20 protein-coding genes are annotated in these 22911 nt (G+C 58.4%); 15 read left to right on the forward strand and 5 right to left on the reverse strand.

All coding sequences use genetic code 11. From position 1 onward, the window contains the following. Nucleotides 1-10 precede the first annotated feature (10 nt). Nucleotides 11-1351 carry a peroxiredoxin family protein gene (locus LGH74_RS09175; protein ID WP_226174874.1) on the forward strand — a complete coding sequence of 447 codons (1341 nt, stop codon included), beginning with the start codon at nt 11-13 and terminating at the stop codon, nt 1349-1351. A 183-nt stretch (nt 1352-1534) separates the two neighbouring features. On the opposite strand, the gene LGH74_RS09180 is transcribed toward LGH74_RS09175, so the two are convergent. Next, complete coding sequence (locus LGH74_RS09180; RefSeq protein WP_226174876.1) at nt 1535-2962, reverse strand: cytochrome P450; 1428 nt, start codon at nt 2960-2962, stop codon at nt 1535-1537. A gap of 130 nt (nt 2963-3092) precedes the next feature. Here LGH74_RS09180 and LGH74_RS09185 point away from each other — a divergent pair, with 130 nt between their 5' ends. Continuing rightward, complete coding sequence (locus LGH74_RS09185; RefSeq protein ID WP_226174878.1) at nt 3093-3434, forward strand: hypothetical protein; 342 nt, start codon at nt 3093-3095, stop codon at nt 3432-3434. Nucleotides 3435-3682: 248 nt separating this feature from the next. Beyond that, nucleotides 3683-4291: a hypothetical protein gene (locus tag LGH74_RS09190; protein ID WP_226174879.1), complete on the forward strand. Its 609-nt coding sequence runs from the start codon at nt 3683-3685 to the stop codon at nt 4289-4291. A gap of 293 nt (nt 4292-4584) precedes the next feature. Here the strand turns inward: LGH74_RS09190 and LGH74_RS09195 are convergent, their stop codons facing one another. Further along, complete coding sequence (locus LGH74_RS09195; RefSeq protein ID WP_226174881.1) at nt 4585-5565, reverse strand: polyprenyl synthetase family protein; 981 nt, start codon at nt 5563-5565, stop codon at nt 4585-4587. A 237-nt stretch (nt 5566-5802) separates the two neighbouring features. Between LGH74_RS09195 and LGH74_RS09200 the strand changes: the two genes are divergently transcribed. From LGH74_RS09200 to LGH74_RS09210, 3 genes are all read left to right on the forward strand, one after another. After that, a complete protein-coding gene (locus LGH74_RS09200; RefSeq protein ID WP_226174883.1) occupies nt 5803-6681 on the forward strand; it encodes an alpha/beta hydrolase family protein in 879 nt (292 codons plus the stop codon). 129 nt (nt 6682-6810) lie between these two features. Further along, nucleotides 6811-7290: a 2-amino-4-hydroxy-6-hydroxymethyldihydropteridine diphosphokinase gene (gene folK, locus LGH74_RS09205; protein ID WP_226174885.1), complete on the forward strand. Its 480-nt coding sequence runs from the start codon at nt 6811-6813 to the stop codon at nt 7288-7290. Between the two features lie 233 nt (nt 7291-7523). Further along, nucleotides 7524-8009, forward strand: a complete 486-nt coding sequence (locus tag LGH74_RS09210) for a DUF4844 domain-containing protein (RefSeq protein ID WP_226174887.1) — start codon at nt 7524-7526, stop codon at nt 8007-8009. Between the two features lie 76 nt (nt 8010-8085). Here the strand turns inward: LGH74_RS09210 and fabD are convergent, their stop codons facing one another. Together fabD and LGH74_RS09220 are read right to left on the reverse strand one after the other, a co-directional pair. Beyond that, complete coding sequence (gene fabD, locus LGH74_RS09215; RefSeq protein ID WP_226174889.1) at nt 8086-8973, reverse strand: ACP S-malonyltransferase; 888 nt, start codon at nt 8971-8973, stop codon at nt 8086-8088. A 128-nt stretch (nt 8974-9101) separates the two neighbouring features. Further along, a complete protein-coding gene (locus LGH74_RS09220) occupies nt 9102-11981 on the reverse strand; it encodes a T9SS type B sorting domain-containing protein (RefSeq protein ID WP_226174890.1) in 2880 nt (959 codons plus the stop codon). Between the two features lie 228 nt (nt 11982-12209). Here LGH74_RS09220 and LGH74_RS09225 point away from each other — a divergent pair, with 228 nt between their 5' ends. The 8 genes from LGH74_RS09225 (at nt 12210) to LGH74_RS09260 (ending at nt 19911) form a co-directional block, all read left to right on the forward strand. Beyond that, nucleotides 12210-12881, forward strand: coding sequence for a succinate dehydrogenase cytochrome b subunit (locus LGH74_RS09225; protein ID WP_226174892.1), 672 nt, complete (start codon nt 12210-12212; stop codon nt 12879-12881). 21 nt (nt 12882-12902) lie between these two features. Then, on the forward strand, nt 12903-14837 hold the full coding sequence (locus LGH74_RS09230) for a fumarate reductase/succinate dehydrogenase flavoprotein subunit (RefSeq protein WP_226174894.1): 1935 nt from the start codon (nt 12903-12905) through the stop codon (nt 14835-14837). 151 nt (nt 14838-14988) lie between these two features. Continuing rightward, complete coding sequence (locus tag LGH74_RS09235) at nt 14989-15744, forward strand: succinate dehydrogenase/fumarate reductase iron-sulfur subunit (protein ID WP_226174896.1); 756 nt, start codon at nt 14989-14991, stop codon at nt 15742-15744. A gap of 153 nt (nt 15745-15897) precedes the next feature. After that, the gene (locus LGH74_RS09240) at nt 15898-16425 is read left to right on the forward strand and encodes an NADPH-dependent FMN reductase (protein WP_226174898.1); all 528 of its coding nucleotides are present in this window, start codon (nt 15898-15900) and stop codon (nt 16423-16425) included. Nucleotides 16426-16514: 89 nt separating this feature from the next. Next, a complete protein-coding gene (locus LGH74_RS09245; protein WP_226174900.1) occupies nt 16515-16895 on the forward strand; it encodes a hypothetical protein in 381 nt (126 codons plus the stop codon). A 112-nt stretch (nt 16896-17007) separates the two neighbouring features. Then, nucleotides 17008-17784, forward strand: coding sequence for an MbnP family protein (locus tag LGH74_RS09250; RefSeq protein ID WP_226174902.1), 777 nt, complete (start codon nt 17008-17010; stop codon nt 17782-17784). A 12-nt stretch (nt 17785-17796) separates the two neighbouring features. After that, entirely contained in the window at nt 17797-18852 is a 1056-nt protein-coding gene (locus tag LGH74_RS09255; RefSeq protein ID WP_226174904.1) for a cytochrome-c peroxidase, read from the forward strand. A gap of 48 nt (nt 18853-18900) precedes the next feature. Next, entirely contained in the window at nt 18901-19911 is a 1011-nt protein-coding gene (locus tag LGH74_RS09260; protein ID WP_226174909.1) for a transporter, read from the forward strand. On the opposite strand, the gene LGH74_RS09265 is transcribed toward LGH74_RS09260, so the two are convergent. After that, nucleotides 19908-21188, reverse strand: a complete 1281-nt coding sequence (locus LGH74_RS09265) for a chloride channel protein (RefSeq protein WP_226174919.1) — start codon at nt 21186-21188, stop codon at nt 19908-19910. The two genes, LGH74_RS09260 and LGH74_RS09265, sit on opposite strands and share 4 nt — an antisense overlap. Before the next feature lie 280 nt (nt 21189-21468). On the opposite strand from LGH74_RS09265, the gene LGH74_RS09270 reads away from it, so the two are divergent. Continuing rightward, nucleotides 21469-22509, forward strand: a complete 1041-nt coding sequence (locus tag LGH74_RS09270; RefSeq protein ID WP_226174921.1) for a cytochrome-c peroxidase — start codon at nt 21469-21471, stop codon at nt 22507-22509. Nucleotides 22510-22911 lie beyond the last annotated feature (402 nt).

Genomic DNA, 22911 nt, shown 5'->3' on the forward strand with positions numbered 1-22911 from the left:
TTCTACTTGTATGTCCTTTCCTGCTTCTTTCCGTCCCGTGGCCGCCAGCCTCAGCCTGGCACTACTCCTGGGTTCCTGCCAGCCGAACTCGAAACCTGAAACCGCCGCCGGTGGTGGCGACCTAATGGAGGTGGGCAGCAGCACACTGTCGGCCGGTACCTGGCGCGGCGTGCTCTCGGCCCAGGGCCAGGAAATCCCGTTTCTATTCGACGTAGCCCAGGATGGCGGCAAGCCCACCGTGACCTTGCGCAACGGCGAGGAGCGCCTCAAGCTCGACGAAATCAGTACGGCCGGCGACTCCACCACCATCCGCCTGGGCGTATTCGACGCGGCGCTGGTGGTGCGGGCCGATGGGGCCGATAAGCTCAAGGGCACCTGGGTGAAGTACGACGGCAAAGAGCCCTACCGGGTGCCGTTTGCGGCCAGCAAGGCCTCGGCTGGCGCGGACCTGTTCAGGGGTGAATCCAAGCTGGCGCCCGTGTTCGGCGACCTGGTACAGGGCGCCACGTTCCGCGTCGAGTTCAAGGGAGACGATGGCGAAACCTACCCCGCCGTGGGGCTTATTCAGCAGGACCCGGCCAATAACCACGGGCTGACCGGCACCTTCCTTACTACTACGGGCGACTACCGCTACCTGGCCGGCAACATCGTGCTCAAGGCCGACGGGGAGCATATCATGCTCTCGACCTTCGATGGCAGCCACGGCTTTCTGTTTGATGCCAAGCTGGCCAAGCCCGGCAACATCAACAACCTCAGCGGCCATTTCTACTCCGGCAAGAAAGGCCACGAAACCTGGACGGCCGTGCTGGATAGCAACGCCAAGCTGCCCGACGCCAATTCCCTGACCGGCATGAAGCCCGGCCAGAAAAAGCTCGACTTCAAGTTTCCCAACGTCTACGAAGGCGGCAGCATCTCCCCTTCCGACCCCAAGTACAAGGGCAAAGTAGTAGTGCTGCAGATTCTGGGCTCGTGGTGCCCCAACTGCATGGACGAAACCAACTTCCTGGCTCCCTGGTACGAGAAGAACAAGAGCCGCGGCGTGGAAATCATCGGCCTGGGCTACGAGCGTACCCCCGACCAGACGCTGGCCTCGAAAAAGCTCATCAAGATGAAGGAGCGCATGAATGTGGGCTATGACCTGGCCGTGGCCGGCATTGCCGACAAGGACGCCGCCGCCAAATCATTGCCGCAGCTGCAGAGCGTGCTGGCCTTCCCTACCACCATTTTCCTCGACAAGAAAGGCGAGGTGCGCAAGATTCACACCGGCTTCTCGGGCCCCGGAACCGGCAAATACTACCAGGAAGAAATTGCAGACTTCAATAAAACGGTAGATATGCTGCTGAAGGAGTAGCGGTTAATGTGCTAATCGTTTGTCATTGCGAAGCACGGCAATCCGTCCTCTGCGCAGCATGACCCATCCTTTTACCAGAAAGCCCTTTCTCGTTGCGACGGGAAAGGGCTTTTCAATGAAGAGGGCTTTCTACATTTCAGAGGACGGATTGCTTCGTCGTGCCTACTCGCAATGGCACAAACTCTACAACAGCCGCAGCCTTATCTCAAAATCTCCTTTCGGCCGCAGCGTAATCAGCGGCTGGGTGGGTACGGGTGACTGGCCTGCTACCAGCTCTACGGCGAAGTGGCGCAGCAGCTCCAGCGTCACGAGCTGCATTTCGGTGAGGGCAAACTGCATCCCGATGCACAGGCGTGGGCCGCCGCCGAAAGGCAGATACGCACCGGACGTTACCGAGCCCTGGGTGGGTGCAAACCGCTCGGGCTGAAACTCGGTGGGCTGCTGCCAGTACTTGGGCGCGTGGTGCAGGCCGTAGATATAGAGCGAAAACAAGGTGCCTTTCGGGATGTGCAGGCCCTGGTAGTTGTCATCGGCCAGGGCTACGCGGTCCACCATCCAGGCGGGCGGATACAGGCGCATGGCTTCCTGCACGGCGTAGAGGGCGCGGCTAAGTTGGGGCAGTTCCTCGAAGGCGAAAGGTGCGGCGGCCTGCTCCGGCGCGCGAGCTGCCAGCACGGCCAGCATTTCGGCCCGGATAGCGGCAGCCTCGGCGGGATTTTGAGCTAATAGGTACAGGAGCCAGGTCAGGGCGTTGGCGCTGGTTTCGTGGCCGGCAATGAGCAGAATCAAGGCTTCGTCGAGCACCTGCTGGTCGGTCATGGGCAGGCCGGTGTCTTCGTAGCGCACGTCGAGCAGCATCTGTAGCAGGTCGTCGGGCGGCGCGGGCGTGCCGGGTGCTTCGTTGGCGGCGCGGCGCCGGGCTATGTAGCCGCCCAGCAACTCGCGCAGCTCGCGGGTTAGCTGGTCGTGGTAGCGGAACCGGCCCCGCAGCCGAAACCAGCCATTCAAGTACGGCTGGCGAATGGTGCGGGTATAGAAGGCCTGAATTTCGGTGATGAGCCCGGCTACGCGGTCCAGTTCGGCGACGGCAAAATTGGAGCTGAACACCGAGCGGGCAATGATGCGGAACGTGAGCCGGGTCATCAACTCATGGGTTTGCACCGTTACGGCCCCGCCCTGTGCCGCCGCCCCAGCCGTAAGTGGGGCCAGGGTTTCGGCAATGATTTCCTGCATCAGGGTGGTGAGGCCGGCCACGCGCTGCCGGTGAAAGCCGGGCTGAATCAGGCGGCGCTGCCGCAGCCAGTCGGGCCCTTCGTTGGTGAGCAGACCGTGGCCCACGTAGCGGGCAAAGCCTTGGGTAAACTTCGATTTGGCATAGTTGCGGTGGTTTTTCTGCAGAATGTGCTGCATCAGGCCCGGGTCCTGGGTCAGGATGGATGGCTGCACGCCACCAATGTAGAGCCGCACCGTGTCGCCGAAGCGGGCCAGGGTAGCTTCCAGTACCGGCAGCGGGTTTTTGGCCAGCGCGAAGGAGCGCAGCATCGACTGCCAGCGGGGCACCTGCGGCAAGGGCCCGGCCCCGGAAGAAGCGGAAGCAACAGAATCAGCCATGAGAGGGAGGCGTAACCGAATGTCTGGTTTCAAAGTAACTACCTCAGCGGCAAGGCGCCATGCGGTCCGGCTTATCTTTTTCAAAACGGCCTCGTACAGCCAGTGGGGCCTGCCCCAGCTTTCGATTCCCTTGCCCCTCTTCCTAACCAACTACCAAACCCTCTTTCCTATGTGGATTCAGCAAAAAAATAACTCACCGGCCCCCCTTGATGAGTTGCAGGGCCGCACCGTGGGCCTCAAATTCGAGTGCAACCACTGCCAGACCGAGGTCTTCACTGACCTGATCGGCGTGCCGGCCCCCGACCATCTGGCCAACTCAACCGAAGACGACGGCCAGTACGAGAAAGAAGAAATCAAGTGCCCCGGCTGCGACATGACCCACGAAATTACCGTGAAAAGCACCTTCGACGGCGTCATGTTCGACGTCTCGGAAGTGAAGCCCGAAAGCGTGGCTTACCAGGTAAAAGCCTAAACGCCTCCCTGCCAAACCATACCAAAGCCCGATCAGCTCCTACTCCGGAAGCTGGTCGGGCTTTTTCGTGCGCTTCAAAATACCCAGAAGTGGGTATTGTAGCCAGCCCGGGAAGCCAGCAGATTTGTATCACGCTACGTCCGCCCGTTTCGACCGGGCGTCCAACTTGCTTTGAACTAGTCGGCTCCTGCTAACGGCCGCAACCATCCCGTTAAATACTCATTTCCGCACTTCATACCTATTGCAGCATGATTTCATTGTACAACTTCCGTCGCCCGGCGCTGCTTGCGCTGGGTGGCATCGTTTCCCTGGGCCTGGCCTCATGCTTCGAAAGCGGCAAGGAAGACGACCCCGCGCCCACCGTGTCCGAGAGCCTGCACTTCGCCTTCAAAACGCCCGATTGGGAGCGGCACATCGACTGTGAACAGCTGAATCTGAGCTTCTCGCCGCTCTATACCAACCCCAAAATTGCCAGCGCCTCGGCCACGTCCGGCTCTACCAGTTCCACATTCTACTTCACCTATCTGGCCGACAGCTCGGCCCTGGTGGCACCGGCCAACATTGCCAAATATGCCATTGGCGAGTATTTGAGCAACACGGGGGCTTTCGAGTTGTCGCACAAGTTGCCCACCACCGAAGGCAGCACCAGTCGCCTGGTAAGCGTGGCCGGCAAAGCCGACAACTCTTACAATGAGATTCTGTCGGTGAAGTACATTAAGCACGAGGGCATCTACGCCATCTTCGACATCAAAGGCCAGTACCAGATGCAGATGAAGGAATATGTCAACGGTGTAGCGGGTGCCACCAAGCCGGTATCGGGCTCCTTCAAATTCCGCCTGCGCGCCCGGGCTAAATAGGCTTATTAATGTGCTAATGAGTGATGTGCTAATCGTTTGTCACTGTGAGGCACATTCCGCGCATTAAGCGGCGGCAATCCGTCCTCCGCGCAGTAGGCACAGTCTTTTGCCAAAAAGCCCTTTATCGGTGGTTCGATAAAGGGCTTTTCCTTTCAGGATACTCAGCACGTTTCAGAGGACGGATTGCCGCGCTTCGCTCGCAATGACACATTATCCACATTTCTCACATTACCCCACATTTCCTACATTCAGTCAGCACATTCTCCACATTAGCACCTAAGCACATTCCCTCCTTACTTCTCCCGCTCAATCGTGTAGTTGATCAGCTGTTCGAGCGAGGTGCGGGAGGGCGACTCGGGGAAGGTGTGCAGGATGGTCAGGGCCTCGTCGCGGTAGCGCTTCATGACCGTAATAGCATAATCAAGGCCGCCGGAGGTTTTCACGAAGTCGATGACTGCCTGCACCCGGTCGCGGCGGCCCTCGTTGTTTTTCACGTTGAAGATGACGCGGCGCTTGGTGAGCCAGTCGGCCTGCTGCAAGGCATAAATCAGGGGCAGCGTCATCTTTTTCTCCTTGATGTCGATGCCCACGGGCTTGCCGATTTCGTCGGTACCGAAGTCGAACAGGTCGTCTTTGATCTGAAACGCCATGCCTACTTTCTCCCCGAAAAGCCGGGCCCGCTCAATGGTATCTTTATCGGCGCCGGTGGAGGCGGCACCCACGGCGCAGCAGGAGGCAATGAGGGAGGCCGTTTTCTGGCGGATAATATCGAAGTAGATATCCTCGGTGATATCGAGGCGGCGGGCTTTTTCAATCTGCAGCAATTCCCCTTCGCTTAGCTCACGCACGGCGTTGTTCACGATTTTGAGCAGCACAAAATCGTCGTTTTCCAGGGCCAGGGCCATGCCGCGCGACAACAGATAGTCGCCGACGAGCACGGCAATCTTGTTTTTCCAGAGGGCATTAATGGAAAAAAAGCCACGCCGGTAGTTGGATTCATCCACTACATCGTCGTGCACCAGCGTGGCCGTGTGCAACAGTTCGATGAGGGCCGCGCCGCGGAAGGTAGCTTCGGGCAGCGGGTCGCCGCCACTGATTTTGGCCGTGAAGAACACGAACATGGGCCGGATCTGCTTGCCCTTGCGCTTCACGATGTAGCCCATGATTTTGTCGAGCAGCAAGACCTTGGTTTGCATGGACGCGCGGAATTTGCGTTCAAATTCCTCCATTTCGGCCGCTATTGGGGCCTGTATGACATCCAGGGTACTTTTCATGCAAGGGCTTGAGCAACTCAAAGCGGCTCGGGGCCACCGCAGCAGCTCAAAGCGCTGCAATGATACGGGGCCGCACGGCGGTTTCCTAACCAATAGCTACGCCCAACAGTTTTAGCCGCGTACTTTGCAGTAGCGCGAACTTTGTAGTTCAAGTAATAGAACGATAACCATTGCCATGGCGCGGGCCACGCGAACTACAAAGTTCGCGCTACTTTCGCTGCTTAACCCCTTAATGCCATGACTGCTGCCCTCCCCATCACGGTTGAGTTTCTGCTCACCTCCACCCGCCACTCCCGGCCCTTCGCGGCCGATGCCCGCTTTCTGCCCACCGGGCAGCCCAAACCGGTGGTGGTATTCGTGCACGGTTTCAAGGGGTTCAAGGACTGGGGCCATTTCAACGTGCTGGCCGATTACTTTGCCGCCCAGGGCTTCGTGTTTGTGAAGCTGAATTTGTCGCACAACGGCATCGTGCCCGGCGGCACCGGCGACCTGGAGGATATGGAAGCTTTCGGGAGCAACAATTTCAGCCTGGAGCTCGACGACTTGGGCACGCTGCTCGATTACCTCACCACTTCGGCTACTTCTATTCTGCCCGCCGCCGAGATTGATTTGAGCCGGCTTTACCTGGCGGGCCACAGCCGGGGCGGCGGCATCGTGATGCTCAAAGCCGCCGAGGACGCCCGCGTGCGGGCCGTAGCGGCCTGGGCGCCCATCAGCAGCGTAAATCCGCGCTGGCCCGACGAGGTGATGCAGCGCTGGCAGCAGGACGGCGTGCAGTACATCGATAATATGCGCACGGGCCAGCGCATGCCGCTCTATTATCAGCTCGTGGAAGATTTCGAAGCCAACCAGGCCCGGCTGGATATTCCCGGCAACGTGCGCGAAAAGCTCCACCAGCCCCTGCTCATCGTGCACGGCAACCAGGACGAAACTCTGCCCGTGCAAATGGCCCACGACCTGAAAAGCTGGAAACCCGATACCGAGCTGGAAATAATGCCCGGCGCGGGCCATATGTTCGGCGGCAAGCACCCCTGGGACGAAGATCAACTGCCCGAGCTGGCCCAACACGTAGCCGACAAAACCATTGCGTTTTTCCGGAGCCTGCCGGCTTCGTAACGGCGCTGCCGCAACTAACTTTTGGAGCATATTTTTCAGATTCTAAAAAATATGCTCCAGGATTTGCGTCTTATTTTTTGGGTTTGAGAAATAAGACGCAAATCGTTCTCCGGCTTTTCGCCCCGCTTTATGCCTACTGCTTACCTCCTGCTCGGCTCCAACCTCGGCGACCGGGCGGCCACCCTGCAAGCCGCCGTGCAGCAGCTGGCCGCCACCGCCGGCACCGTAACGGCAGTATCGGGCCTCTACGAAACTGCCGCCTGGGGCCTCACCGACCAGCCCGCCTTTCTGAACCAGGCCGTGCAGTTGACCACTAGCCTCTCTCCCACCGATCTGCTGGCCGCCTGCCTGCACACTGAGCAGCTGGCCGGCCGTGAAAGGCGTATCCGCTGGGACGCCCGCACCCTCGACGTGGACATCCTGCTCTACGACGACCTGGTTCTGGATTCGCCCGAGTTGCAGGTGCCCCACCCGCGCCTACCGGAGCGCCGCTTCGCGCTGGTGCCCCTGACCGAAATTGCGGCGGCGGTGGTGCATCCGGAGTCAGGAGCTACAGTGGCGGAATTGCTGGCGGCGTGTGGGGACGAGTTAGCGGTGATTAAAGTGTGAAGACGTCAGTTTTATTACGTGGGAGAATATGCATGGCATCCTTATACATTATTTGGACACAAAGCGCTTAGGATTATTACATTTAACGCATTAATGGACCAAAAGGGCCACTGAAAAAGACCACTTTAGTAATAGGAAAGATAATATTTCTCGATAGTTTATTAGCACTACATTTCTTCATATAAAGTTTATTTTTCACGCCTATTAAGCATTGATTTTACCGATACCCGACAATGAGCCAATCAACACCTCGCAGTATTGTCAAATACTCATTCTTTGCAATATTATTTCTCCTTTTTCTCTCCTGTGAACTGAAACCGGATAAAATGCCACAAAACATCATGTATCAACTCGAAGCCTTTAAAAAGAAAGATAAGTTTCTTAAGGAAGCAAATTTCACATATCCTGGTATTTCTACGCCAGAATTGAGAACAGTATTAGAAACCAAGATAAATATGGCTGCGGATGATTTTCGCGAGGCAGCCAATAGCAATGCCCCAAATGAAGAGTTATACCAAGTTAAAATAGGTGTAGCACTCAAACGATTCGAGGATGTTTACCTGGAGACCGACACGGAAGACAGGGAGAGAATTTGCACGTATTTTGAAGAGTTAATGGATATTTTCGGACTGAAAAGTTCGAATGGCCAGCTAAATGAATTTATGTACGGTTTCGACCCTACAGAACTTATACACGGTTCCAAGCCCACAGAAAAATAAAGAGTAAACTAATACCAAATAAAAACACCCCGATGAGTGAAATCATCAGGGTGTTTTTATTTGGTATCTGTAGCACCTACACCGCCGCCGAGCTACCGGCAGCTTCCGGTGCAATCTTCTTCACGAGGCCCTGCAATACTTTGCCGGGGCCGCACTCTACAAACTCGGTAGCGCCGTCGGCTACCATGCGCTGCACGCTCTGCGTCCAGCGTACCGGGGCGGTAAGTTGGCGCACCAGGTTCTGACGGATTTCGTCCGGGTCGCGGTGTGGGACGGCATCCACGTTCTGGTATACGGCGCAGAGCCCGGCCGAAAACTGCGTTTTCTCAATGGCTTGGGCCAGCGCGGCCTCCGCCGACTGCATCAGCGGGGAGTGAAACGCGCCGCCTACGGGCAGCGGCAGGGCACGTTTGGCCCCGGCGGCCTTTAGCTGCTCACAGGCCAGCTCGATGCCACGCTGGGAGCCGGAAATAACCAGCTGGCCGGGGCAGTTGAAGTTGGCAGCTACCACCACGTTACCTGCCTGCGTGATTTCCTGACAAATCCGCACGGTGGTTTCGTCGTCGAGGCCGAGAATAGCCGCCATGGTACCGGGCTGCTCCTGACAGGCGGCCTGCATGGCCTGGGCCCGCTGGGCTACCAGCTGCAAGGCATCTTCAAACTTGAGCACTTTGGCCGCTACCAGTGCCGAAAACTCGCCCAGCGAGTGACCAGCCACCATGTCGGGGCGCAGGTCGGGCAGGGTGGCGGCTAGAGCTACTGAGTGCAGAAAAATGGCGGGCTGGGTTACGTTGGTCTGGCGCAGGTCGTCGTCGGAGCCGGTGAACATGACGTCGGTCAGACGAAAGCCCAGAATTTCGTTGGCCTGGTCCATGAGCTGGCGGGCGGCGGGCTGCTGCTCATACAATTCGCGGCCCATGCCGCTAAACTGGCTGCCCTGACCGGGGAAAATAACTGCTTTCATACAAAGGGAAAACTGAGGCGGGAAAGAGGTAGAGAGAAAGGCGTTGCTGACTTTGGGGCGGCAAGATACAGGAATAAAAAAACCCGCTCTCATGGCTGAAAGCGGGTTTCTTCTACAGCTTAGCTACCTCAATGGGTTATTTCGACCCAGCCTTTGTAGGTAATCTTGGTGGAGTTGGCATCAGCAAATTCCACTTCGGCCGTGTAGTAGTATACGCCATCGGGTACCTGCACGCCTTTGCCCCGCTCACCGGACGTAGCCATACCAGTCCAGTTGATATTCGGGTCATTTTCGCCCTCGAATACTTTCACACCCCAGCGGTTGAAGGCCTGGAAGCGGATTTTGCGCAACGGCGTAGCTACCCGCGGCCGGAACGTGTCGTTGATACCGTCGCCATTAGGCGTGAAGATGTTCGGCATCTCAAATACGATGCAGTTATCCACGCATTTCTCCTCACTCAGCATGCTGCGGCGGCCACCTAGCACGCCCACCGACTGCACTTTGTAGCAGCCAGCCTGCTCGGCAAGGCCCCGGTGCGAATAGGTGCGTTCTGGGCCGCGTGTCGAGTCGATGAGTGTGTAGTTCGTCTCGTTAACGCGACGGAAGAAGATGCGGTAATAGGCAATGTCGGTGCTACAGCCCGTGGGGTTGGCAGTATTCAGGTCCCAGCTCAGCTCGTTGGTGTAGGTTTCGCCAGGGGCAGGGAAGTAGCCCGGACGGCCCAATACCCGCGTTTTGAGAGCTTCGCAGTCGGTTTTGATGGTTACTACCGGCGGGCATGGCACCGGTACCAGCAGCACGGTCAGCTCTTGGCTTAAGTTCTTGAGGCGGGCGGGCAGTTTCGGGTCGTTGTAGGTACCGATAGTGCGCACGTAGTACACGTACTGCGCGCCCGGCACCAAGGCCCGTTTGGCCCCAGTATCGACGTAGGAAGTAGCCTGCTGCACCGAGTCGAGCAACACGAAAGCGCTGCTGTTCGGGTCACGCCGGTAGATGGCGGTATACTTACCGGGCTCGGTATTTTTCCAGGGCACGGTAAAGGTCCAGCTCAGATTTACCTGCTTCGCATCAGCCGTCGGCTCACCGGCTAACCGCACCGTGCTAGCCGGGCCCGACTTCTCGGTGAGCGGAGCTGGCACGCCCGTTGGGTCCTTGCGGAAGAACTCAAGGTGATACGTAAACGTGCTGTCGAGCGTGTTGCGGCCCTGATCCACGAATACGGTATCGGTCAGGTTCATCGTGGTTTTCACCAGCTTCGACTGTAGCTGGGTAGCATTCTGGCCCCGGCCCCGGTAGAGGTTGTAGCCGAAAGGCGCCTGGAAGCCACCAGTCCCGCTGGGCTGAGTCCAGCGCACCGTCACCTGGCCATTGGTACGGTCAGTACGGTCGATGGTGGCATTCGTTAGCGTAGCGGCACGGCCTTCCAACGTTACGCAGGTTTCGAGCGAAGCCAGGCTAGCCCCACCGGCTGGTAGCGGAAACTCCGCGTAGATACGGTAGCAGTAGGTACGGCCCCGCTGCAACTGGGAAATTGTGCCATTGTCGAGGTACGACTGCAGCGTCACATCGGTAAGCGAGGCAATCTGCACGTAGCCCGAGGAGGCCGGAATTCCGGTCTGGCAAGTATCGTTGGGGAAGGTTGAGGGGCCTTCTTTGCGGTAAATCAGCAGACGGCTGGCATTCTGGCACGCATAGCGGTTCCAGGTCAGCAGTACGTTGCTCTGGCTCTGCTGGGCTCGCACGTTTTCGGGGCGGGGTCCCACCACCTTGATGCGCCAGGCTTTCTCATCTATCAGGGCCGTCTCACCCGTTGCGGGCCGGTCGGTGGCCTTAAAAAGTACCAAATAAGGCTGGGCGGCAATATCGGAGCATTCGGGCGTCCAGCGGAAGATACCCTCTGCTACCGGCGTCGGCCCGAAAGAACTCTGCACAAACGTAGCAGGAGCTACCGGCCGGCCGAAAATACCTCCAAAAGCAGAAAGCACGACCTGGTTGCGGTCCGGGTCGGTAGCAGTTACTTTTTTACGCACCTGTACCCCGGCCACCACGCAGATATCCTGAGGAATAGTCACGGTTGGGCGCAGGTTGTTGGTACCCCGCACCACAATCTGCATATCCCGGATTACTTCCCCAATTAGCCGAACACCAAATTCGGTTCGTCGCCACTCCTCCACCACAAAGGCCACGTTGAAGTCGCCCAGTCGGTTGGGGGCGTTCCAGACCAGCTGGCCGGTTCTCGCGTCAATGGTAAAAGTTGCCCGGTTACCCCCGGGCTCCGTTAAGTAGGGCACCGTTACGCCCACTGGCGTCACCTCATTGGGGTATACAAAGCCGGTACATACTTTAGGAAGCGGAGTGTTGTTGTTACTCAGCCCCGACTCCACAGTTCCGGCCTGCTGGCTCATTCTGAGCTTAAAGGAAATAGAGTCGCCATCGGCGTCAGAAGCGGCCGGATTGTGCAAAAAAACCTGATTGCGGGAAGCTTTATCAATAGCCGGCGCATTCAGGACCGGGGAGCGGTTGATACCGATGCCCGGATCAATAGTGATGCGGGTAGAAATGTAGAACGACTGATTCTGCGAATCACTCATGTTCTGCACCCCGATGTTCCGGTTTACGCCGATGTAGCTCACTACATAGCTGCGGTCGGCATTATAAGTATGCTCGAAGTAGTAGATGTTCTGGTAAGTGTCTTCCGTTACTCTGACCTGCTTGGCACGGTCGATTCCCAGCAGCCCGCTGCTGGTACCGTCGCCATAAAAAATGGTGACTTTAGGCTCGTCCACGTTGGTCTGCCCAAAGTCAGTATAGAGAATCATTTTGAAGAAGATCCGGCGCGGGTTATTACGCTTATCACCAAACGGATAGGTCGTGTCGCTTTTTGCCTGAATATCTCCGGCCCGAATGTGGGAGGCTTCGGCCGTGGAGTGCAGGCCCAGCAGGCTTAGCACGCTAGCCATCAGTACCAATACCCACTTACCGGCACTACGCGGTAAAGAGAGGTTCATAGAATAAGTCCTTTAGTAAGCTGAGAGGAAAAGAAGGTCGCAAAAACCCCGGTAGAATCCTAACAAAAATCCCGCCTGCAAGGTTGCTCTTTAGATTATCTACTCTAACGGCTTTGGCCGCAGATTGATTCGCCACCCCAGTTAACGCGTAATCGGATTGTTTAGTACACGGCCCGCATGTACCTTTGACCGATACAACCGACCGTTTCAAAACCACCAGTAGCTCCTATGAGTTGGATCAGTAAAACGTTTTCCAGTAGCATTGGCCGCAAGATTATTATGGCCATCACCGGCCTGTTTCTGTGCTCCTTTTTGGTCATTCACCTCATCGGCAACTTGCAGCTGTTTAAGGATGATGGCGGGCAGGCCTTCAATGTCTACTCGCACTTTATGGGCACCAACCCTGTCATTCGGACCATTGAATGGGTGCTGGTGCTGGGCTTCGGCTTCCACATCTACGAGTCGATTGTGCTGACCCAGCGCAATAAAAAAGCCCGGGGTGGCAGCTACGCCAGCAACCACGCCGAGCAGAACAGCCCTTGGCAGTCGCGCAATATGGGCCTGCTGGGAACCATTATCCTGATTTTCCTGCTGGTTCACCTGTATAACTTCTTCTACCGCGCCCGTTTCGGCGAGCTGGACCCGGATATCAACAACAACGACGACCTCTACACACTGGTAGCCACTTCCTTCAAGCAGCTCTGGTATGTAATTCTGTACGTAGCCGCCCAGATTGCCCTCGGGTACCACCTGATTCATGGTTTCCGCAGCGCCTTCCAGACCCTGGGCATCAACCACCGCAAGTATACGCCGGCCATCAAGTTTGTGGGCTACGCCTTCTCCGTGGTAATAGCCGCCGGTTTCGCCTCGATGCCGCTGTACTTCTACTTTTTTAAATAATTCCTAACCTCGTTCATTCCGATGATTCTGGATTCCAAAATTCCCGAGGGGCCCTTGGCCGAGAAGTGGGACAAGCATAAGTTTAACGTGAAGCTCGTTAACCCCGCCAACAAGCGGAAATACGACGTCATCGTAGTTGGCACCGGCCTAGCCGGTGCTTCAGCCGCCGCTTCGCTGGCCGAGCTGGGCTACAACGTAAAAGCCTTTACCTACCACGATTCGCCCCGCCGCGCGCACTCCATTGCCGCCCAGGGTGGTATCAATGCCGCCAAAAACTACCAGAACGACGGTGACTCGGTGTTCCGTCTGTTCTACGACACCATCAAAGGCGGTGACTACCGGGCCCGCGAAGCCAACGTGTACCGCTTGGCGCAGGTATCGGTCAACATCATCGACCAGTGCGTAGCTCAGGGTGTACCATTTGCCCGCGAGTACGGCGGACTACTGGCCAACCGCTCCTTCGGCGGGGCTCAGGTGAGTCGCACGTTCTACGCCCGCGGCCAAACCGGCCAGCAGCTTTTGCTGGGTGCTTATTCGGCCCTGAGCCGGCAGGTGGCTTATGGCAAAGTGAAACTCTACACCCGCTCCGAAATGCTGGACGTGGTGGTAGTCGATGGCAAAGCCCGGGGCATCATCACCCGCAACCTGATTGACGGCAAGATTGAGCAGCACTCGGCCCACGCCGTGGTGCTGGCTACGGGTGGCTACGGCAACGTGTTCTACCTGAGCACCAACGCCATGTACTGCAACGCCACGGCCGCGTGGCGGGCCCATAAGAAGGGCGCGTATTTCGCCAACCCCTGCTTCACCCAGATTCACCCCACCTGCATTCCCGTGTCGGGCGACTACCAGTCGAAGCTAACGCTGATGTCGGAGTCGCTGCGCAACGACGGGCGCGTGTGGGTGCCCGCTACCAAGGAAATGGCTGAGCGCCTCCGGGCTGGCCAGATTCGGGTGCAGGACATTCCCGAGGAAGAGCGTGACTACTTCCTGGAGCGTAAATACCCCGCCTTCGGTAACCTAGTTCCCCGCGACGTAGCCTCGCGCAACGCCAAGCAGATGTGCGACGAAGGTCGCGGCGTGGGCAGCACCGGCCTGGCCGTATACCTCGACTTTGCCGACATCATCAAGCGTACCGGCGCTGATTCGGTGGCCCAGAAGTATGGCAACCTGTTCGATATGTACGCCAAGATTACCGGCGAAAACCCCTACGAGCAGCCCATGCGCATCTACCCCGCCGTGCACTATACCATGGGCGGCCTGTGGGTAGACTATAACCTGCAAACCTCGGTTCCTGGCCTCTACGCCACCGGGGAGTGCAATTTCTCCGACCACGGTGCCAACCGCCTCGGCGCTTCGGCCCTGATGCAGGGCTTGGCCGATGGCTACTTCGTAATTCCCTATACCATTGGTGATTACCTGGCTAATACGCCCCCTACGCCCGTTACGACCCAGCACCCGGCCTTTGCTGAAGCAGAAGCCGATGTACGTGCCCGGATTCAGAAGTTCTTGTCCATCAATGGCACCCGCACACCCGACGACTTCCACAAGCACCTGGGCCATCTGATGTGGGAATATTGCGGCATGGCCCGCAACGCCAAAGGTCTGACCTTTGCCAAGGCCGAGATTCAGAAGCTGCGCAAAGAATTCTGGAGCGACCTGAAGCTGGTGGGTACCAATGAGGAACTGAACCAAGCCTTGGAAAAAGCTGGCCGCGTGGCCGACTTCCTGGAGCTGGGCGAGCTGATGGTAGACGACGCCCTGGCCCGTAACGAAAGCTGCGGCGGCCACTTCCGCGAGGAATATGCCACCGAGGAAGGCGAAGCCAAGCGCAACGACGACGAATTTGCCTATGTGGCCGCCTGGCAGTACGCCGGCGACAACCAGCCAGAAATCCTGAACAAGGAGCCCCTGGAATTCGAAAACGTGAAGCTCACCCAGCGCAGCTACAAGTAATGTTGAATTTTGAGTGTTGAATTCTGAAGTGGCGATACGGAACAAGATTTTCCACTGCCCTTCATTATTCAAATAGTACCCATTCAACATTTAAAACTCAAAATTCAAAAGTCCCGATACAATGGCTGGAAGTAACCCAAATGCCAAACCAATGAATCTTACCCTGAAGGTGTGGCGCCAGAAAAACCGCACCGCCCAGGGTCAGATAGTAGATTACCAGGTAAAGGACATTTCGCCCGAAATGTCGTTCCTGGAAATGCTGGATGTACTCAACGAAGACCTGCTGCGCCGCGGCGACGACCCGGTAGCTTTCGACCACGACTGCCGCGAAGGTATCTGCGGCTCGTGCAACCTATTCATCAACGGCCGCGCCCACGGCCCGGAAGCCGGCACCACTACCTGCCAGCTGCACATGCGCAAGTTCTCCGACGGCGACACCATCGTCATCGAGCCCTGGCGTGCCAATGCCTTCCCGGTCAACAAAGACCTGAGCGTGGACCGCTCGGCCTTCGACCGGATTATTCAGGCTGGCGGCTACGTGAGCATCAATACCGGCGGTGCCCCCGACGGCAACGAAATTCCAATTCCGAAGGACATTGCTGACCGGGCTTTTGAAGCCGCTACCTGTATCGGCTGCGGTGCCTGCGTGGCAGCCTGCAAAAATGCTTCGGCCATGCTGTTCGTGTCGGCCAAGGTGTCGCAGCTTGCGCTGCTGCCCCAGGGCCATGTGGAGCGCAAAACCCGCGTGGAAAACATGGTGGCTCAGATGGATATCGAAGGTTTCGGAGCCTGCACCAACATTGGCTCGTGTGCTGCTGAGTGCCCTGTGGGCATTTCGCTGGAAAACATTGCCATGCTGAACCGCGAGTTCCTGGTGGCCAAGGCGACGTCGAACAACCTGTCGTAACGCCCGCCGACGCTTGCTATAAAAGCGCGAAACGACCCGTCGTTTCGCGCTTTTGCGTTATATACCGCTCATCTTTTATTCCGAAAGGCCAACATTCTGCCGGCTTCGCGGCTTACTGAGCGAATCCTTCTGTTCCGCCCCTGTTCTTACTGCATGATTACCATCGTTGCCGGTACCAACCGCCCCGCTTCCCGCGCCCGTCGCATTGCCAACATTTACGCCGCTATGCTAGAAGAGCTGGGAGCCGAGTACCAGATTCTGGATCTGGCCGATTTGCCGGCTGATTTTACCACCTCCGCGTTGTACGGCAATCTGGGTAAGCACGAGGCCTTCAATAAGGTGGTACGGCAGGCCGAAGCGGCCGATAAGCTGGTCTTTATTGTGCCCGAATACAACTGCTCAATCCCGGGCGTACTCAAGGCCTTTATCGACGGTCTGCCCTACCCCGGCGGCATCCGGGGCAAAAAGGCGGCGTTAGTAGGTCTGAGCGCCGGCACCCAAGGCGGCATTCTAGCCCTGAGCCACCTAACTGACATTCTGATGTACCTAGGCACTACCGTGCTGCCCAGCCGGGTGCGCCTGCCTAGCCTCGACCAGTACCTGCTCAGCAACGGCGAGCTGGATAATTCGCTGTACCTACAATTGCTGAAAGAGCAGGCCGAGCAGCTTGTTGCTGCCTGATACTACCACGATGGGGCCAGGCAACAAATAAACTGTTATTCCTGCCCGGGCCTGTATATTTGCCGCAGTTCCTTCCTTTTTTTCCTGCCGTGGCGCGCATTCTGGCTCTTCTGCTTACCACCCTGATTCTGCTCCAGACGTTTAGTCGGGAGCTGGTGGTAGTGGATTACCAAATGCATAAGGAGCGCATCACTCGGCTTTTCTGCTTGAATAAGGACAAGCCCCGGCTGCAGTGCAACGGCAAGTGCCACCTGGCCAAAAAGCTCCGTAAGGCCGCTGCCTCCGATAGCAAAGCCCCGGCCAGCGGCTTCGCCAAGGTGAAGTACGACGCCGTGCTGCCCTTCCGGGCGCTGGTACCGACGCCGGCTGCCCTGCCGCCCCTGCCGGTACAGTTTGGCCGCACGCTGGCCGCGCCGTATTGCTTCACGCCAACCCACGGCATTTTTCATCCTCCCTCTTATCAGGCCTAATTCCGCCGCTGTCCCGAAGCTTTTGTGGTTTCGTGGCAACGTAGGCGCTGCTCATTCCGAGTAGGGCTGTGTGCATCCGCACATTTGGTTTTACCTCCTGATTTTTCTGACGATGAGAATTTCCAGCCTTTTTCTGGCCCTGGCTGTCGTGGCCGTTTCCCTGACGGGATGTGAGAATAAAAATACCGATCCGGACCCGGTAGCGCAGGTGGGCGAAATGGATATTGAGCTGGACCACGTGGTGGGGACCAGCAGCCTGGTGCGCGATGCGGCCACGCCCAACTACACCACTCCCAGCGGCGACCAGTTTTCGGTGAGCGTGTTTCGCTACTACATCTCCAACATCAAACTGAAGAAAGCTGACGGCACTGAATATGCCCAGCCCGAGAGCTACTACCTGATTGACGATACCAAGGCGGCTTCCAAGCGGCTGGCCCTCAAGAATATTCCCGTAGGCGACTACACCGGTCTCACTTTCACCATCGGTGTCGACAGTGCCCGCAACATGTCGGGGGCGCAGCAGGGCGCGCTGGCCCAGAGCGACATGTTCTGGACCTGGGACTCGGGCTATGTCTTCATGAAGCTGGAAGGCCGCTCGCCCCAGGCTAACGCTGGCGGGTTCTCCTACCACATCGGCGGATTCAAGAAGCCCAACATTGCCATGCGCACCGTGTCGCCGGCCTTGCCAACGGGCGTCAAGATTCTGGTGCGACCCGACCATACGCCGGAAGTTCACATGAAAGTCGACGTTATGAAGCTGCTGACTGGGCCTACCACTGTGCGGTTTGCCACCTTTGCTACGGCTCACATGCCGGGCGCGGCGGCAGTACAGCTGGCCAATAACTACGCGGCCGGCATGTTCAGCATCGACCATATCCACGCCAACTAAGGCCGGCCGACGATGAAACGCACCCACATAGTGCTGCTGGCCACCGGGCTGGCAGCACTGCTAGTGGCGGGCTGCCAGCCCGAGGCCGAGGTAACGCCCGAAGCGGTGATACCCGGCTCGGTGCTGCCCGCCAACTTTCCGGCCCCGGTGTACGGCTTCGACCAGAACCCGCCTACGCAACTTGGCTTCGAGCTGGGCCGCACCCTGTTCTACGACCCGCGCCTCTCCCGCGACGGCACCATTTCCTGCGGCAGTTGTCACCAGCAGTCGGCCGCCTTCAGCCACGATGGCCACACTGTGAGCCACGGTATTGATGGACTGCTGGGCACGCGCAACAGCCCGGCCCTGCACAACCTGCGCTGGCAAAAAAGCTTTTTGTGGGACGGCGGCGCCAACCACATCGAAACCATGCCGGCCGCGCCCATCACCAACCCCGTGGAAATGGGCGAAACGCTGGAAAACGTGGTGCGCAAGCTCAACGCCGATGCCACGTACCAGCAGCGCTTCGCCCAGGTTTTTGGCAGCCAACCCATCGACTCCTACCAACTGCTCAAGGCGCTGGCGCAGTTTACGGCAGCCCTCACCTCGTCCAACTCCCGCTACGACCACTATGTGCGTCACGAAAGCGGCGGCACGCTCTCAGCCCAGGAACTGCGGGGCGAAGCTATTGTGGCGCAAAAGTGCGTAGCCTGCCACGCTACGGACCTGTTTACGGATAACTCGTTCCGCAATAATGGTCTGAACCAAGCTTTCCCGGCCGACTCGGGCCGGGCACACATCACCCAGCGGGCCACCGACCGGGGCAAATTCAAGGTGCCGACATTGCACAACATTGCCCGCACGGCGCCTTACATGCACGACGGCCGGTTCCAGACGCTGGAGCAGGTGCTCGACCATTACGACCACGGCGTGATGGCCTCCCCCACCCTCGACCCACTGCTGCGGCAGCCCGACGGCCGGCTGGGTATTCCACTCAATGCCCAGCAGAAAACCGACCTGTTGGCTTTTCTGCACACGCTCACCGACGAGCAGTTTCTCACCGACAAGCGCCTGGCGGAACGCCGTTAGCCAGCCCTTCTGGCGGCGGCCGGCGGGCTGCTTTACGCTTTATTTCCCATGAAAAAGATATATCTGACGCTGGCCCTGGTGGGCTTGCTGCTACCGTCTGCCCAAGCCTGCGACATCTGCGGCTGCTTTATGGGTATTACGCCCTACGACAACCAAAGTGGTGTGTCGCTGATGCACCGCTACCGGATTTTCAACGGCTACCAGCAATTCGGGCAGCGCCCGTCGTTCTTTCCCAAGGGCGTGGAGCCCTTCGTACCGGCACACCCCAACCAGGATGACGGCTACCGCCACGACCACCAGGGCGACGCTTCCGACTATGAAGCCTACCGCGTGGTGGAGCTACGGGGCAAGTATTTTCTGGCCCAGCGGCTGGAGCTGAACGCCTTTGTGCCCTATGTAATGAACACCGCCCAAAGTAACGGCCGCAAGCTCAATACCGCCGGCCTGGGCGACGTCACGGTTTTTGCGGGCTACCATTTGATTCGGGCCATCGAAACGGCCGGGGTACAGAGCCGGCTCATCGTGGGGGGTGGAGTTAAGCTGCCCACCGGCGACTTTCAGCGGCAGAGCCCTGCCGGACGGCGCTACCCCATGCTTAACCAGCCCGGTACCGGCACCACCGACGGCTTCGTGTACGCCAACTACATCGGCAGCTACCGCAGCTTCGGGCTTAGCCTCAACTCCAGCTACCGTCGCTCCACCCGCAACCGGTTTGAAAACAGTCTGGCGCCCAGTACGGCCAGCTTTGCCAACCTGTTTTACCGCGTAGCGCTGGGCGACAAGTGGCAGATTTATCCGTCGGCGCAGCTCTACTACGAGAAAACCAGAGGCGAAATGCTGGAGGGCCAACTTACCCACGAGCACGCCATAAATGCAGCGCTGCTGGGCCCCGGCATGGATATTTACTACCAGAATTTCTCCCTTAACACTAGCGCCCAATTTCCACTCTACACCGCCTCCACCGACCATCCTGCCAGCGCCGGACGCATGGTAATAGCTTTGGGCTACAGCTTCAAGCAAACCAAATACCTGCTCAAAAGCCGACGGCCGGCGGGCTAAGGAAGGTCACGCAGCCGCCGACCCTGCTGCCGCGCCCACAGCCCGTGCTTGCTCTGGCCCACTACCTGCGACCCGTAAATGCCCCGATGGCCCGAAAACAGGTAGCTCAATCCGCAGGCCAGGCCCGCATACAGGCCGCACTCGTGCCCAAACAGCTCCATTGCCATCAGAATGCAGGCCAAAGGCGTGTTGGCCGCGCCGGCAAATACGGCTACGAAGCCCATACCCGCCAGCAGCGGCATGGGCAGGGCCAGCCCCGGCGCCAAGGCATTGCCCAAAGCGGCCCCGATAAAGAACAGCGGCGTTACTTCGCCGCCCTTGAAGCCCGCCCCCAGCGTCAGGGCCGTCAGCAGAATCTTCAGAGCAAAGGCGTAGGCCGGCAGAGGCTCGGCAAAAGAGCGCACGATGATGGGAATGCCCAGGCCAATGTAGTCAGTGGTGCCGAGTAGCCATACCAGCAGCGCCACCAACACACCGCCTATCATCGGCCGCAGTGGCGGAAAGGCAATAACGCGCTTAAACCAGCTGTTGACAAAATGCGTAGCCCCGGCAAAAAACCTGGCCGTCAGACCAAAAGCCACCCCGGCCAGTGCCGCGCTGCCCAGCCCCGCCGCCGACAGCGCGGGAGCCGCCAGCAGCGGGTAGGCCGTGTGGCCCACGCCCCAGGCGCGCGTCACCCAATCGGCAAAAACGGCGGCCAGCAAGCTAGGCAACAGGGCATCGTAGCGCAGGCGGCCCAGCAGAAATACTTCCAAGCCGAAGACGGCCCCGGCCAGCGGCGTACCGAATACCGACGCGAAGCCGGCACTGATACCGGCAATAAGCAACAGTCTTCGTTCCCGCCGGTGCAGCCGCAGCCACCGGGTGAGCTGGTCGGCCAAGGCTCCGCCCATCTGCACGGCCGTGCCCTCGCGCCCAGCCGAGCCGCCAAACAGGTGGGTAAGCAGCGTGCCGAGCAGCACCAGCGGCACCATACGCAAGGGCAGCCTGGCCCGGGGCTGGTGTATCTCGTCGAGCAGTAGGTTGTTGCCGCCTTCCACCGACTGGCCCAGATAGTGATATAGTAGCCCTACTAGCAGCCCACCCAGCGGCAGTGCGGTCAGTATCCAGGGGTAGGCTTCCCGCCAAGTGGTAACCCAGTCCAGCGCCACCAGAAAGCCGGCCGAAGCTGTACCGGCCAATGCGCCTACTACCAGGCTGATGCCCAGCCAGCGCAGGCTAAAGAGCAGCAGCACACGATATTCCGCCCCCAGTCGGGCAGCCAGCCGGAAGGGCATAGAGCAAGCGTTGAATGAAAAAGGCCGGGGTAAAAGTACGCAAAGCTACTTGAGGGCCGGGGTACACTCAACCACCTGAGTAAAGGTAATTTGCCCGCCCGAAACCAATGCCGCAGGTACCGGTGTTATGCCGGAAATCAATATATTGGACTTTCTCTACCCTTACTTTTCCCGGGTGCTTACATCTACTCGCCTACGTTCCTGGCTTTATGCTTCGGCCATTCTTATTGGCTTCATAACTGCCTGTAAGCCAGAACCTGAAGAAGAGGGCGAATCTGCTGTGGTAACTACGCCCTACCAACTGGTGCTGCCCAAAGGCTTTCCCCAGGATGTTAAGATTCCGGCTGATAACCCGCTGACCCAGGAAGGCGTGGTCCTGGGACGCATGCTGTTCTACGAAACTAAACTCTCGCGCAACAACACCATGTCGTGCGGCAGCTGCCACCAGCAAAGCAAGGCCTTCACCGATGGGCGGGCCCTGGCTTTGGGCGTAGATGGCGTGCCCAACCCCCGGGGCACGATGTCGCTGGCCAATATCCTATGGGAGCCCACGCTGAACTGGGAAGGTGCGGCCATCAGCCTGGAAACGCAGGCCCTGAAACCCATCGAAAACCCCGTGGAGCTGCACCAGTCCCTGGCCGCCGGCGTGGGCAAGCTGCAGCAAACCGATACGTACCCGCCGCTTTTCCGCGCCGCCTTCGGCTCGGCTACCATTACGGAGGCCAATGTGCTCAAAGCCTTGGCCCAGTTTGAGCGGACCCTGATTTCGTCGAATTCGAAGTACGACAAGTACCTGCGCAACGAAGGGCCGCTCACCAGCCAGGAAATAGCGGGTAAGGTGCTGTTTTCCAGCCACCCCGACCCCACCATTCCCGTGGCCGGGGCCGACTGCATGCACTGCCACAACGAAGGCAACCGGCTCTTCACCTCCACCGACTACACCCTCGGAGCTTCCAGCAGTTTCTTCAACAATGGCCTCGACTCCAACCCGGCCGATTTGGGCCGCTTCGGCGTAACCGGCCTTGCCGCCGACCGGGGCAAGTTTCGGGCTCCCACCCTGCGTAATATTGCCCTGACAGCCCCTTACATGCACGACGGCCGCTTTGCCACCCTGGCCCAGGTACTCGACCACTACAGCGACCATGTAGCCAAAGACAGCCCCAACCTGGATATTAACATGCTCACGAGCAGCAATAAACGCAACGGTACCCAGCTTAGCCTCACGGCCACTCAGAAACAGCAGGTCATTGCCTTCCTGCTCACTCTCACCGATTCTACCTTTATTCAGGACAAGCGCTTCTCGGATCCGTTCAAGCCGTAGCCGAAGTTGGGTAGTACGGTGGTAGCTGTATTTCCTGCCGTCCTGTTGCTTTAGACAAACTTCCTGAGCGCCAGCGCGTATAGTGGCCCGGCACTAGCCCGCACGCTACCGTGCAGAAGTGCTTGTATTGCTGCCCAACCCGGCAGCTCACTCTCCTAAAATCATGAAAAGTAAATTGCTCATTGCCCTGCTGGCTCTCTGTTCGGCCTGTAGCACCACCTCTTCCCCCACGGCATCACATCGTCGGCCTCTTTCTCCCGACCGCGAATCAGCTGACCCAGTGAATGCCTCTATCCCCGACTCTACCTCCACAGCCACGGCTGAGTAGCCGCTTGCCGGTATAGAAACCAAAACGCCACTCAGAAGCTTCTGAGTGGCGTTTTGGTTTCTACTGGCGCAGTT

The organism is Hymenobacter lucidus, assembly GCF_020447265.1.
In the GTDB taxonomy this organism is placed as follows: Bacteria; Bacteroidota; Bacteroidia; order Cytophagales; family Hymenobacteraceae; genus Hymenobacter; species Hymenobacter lucidus.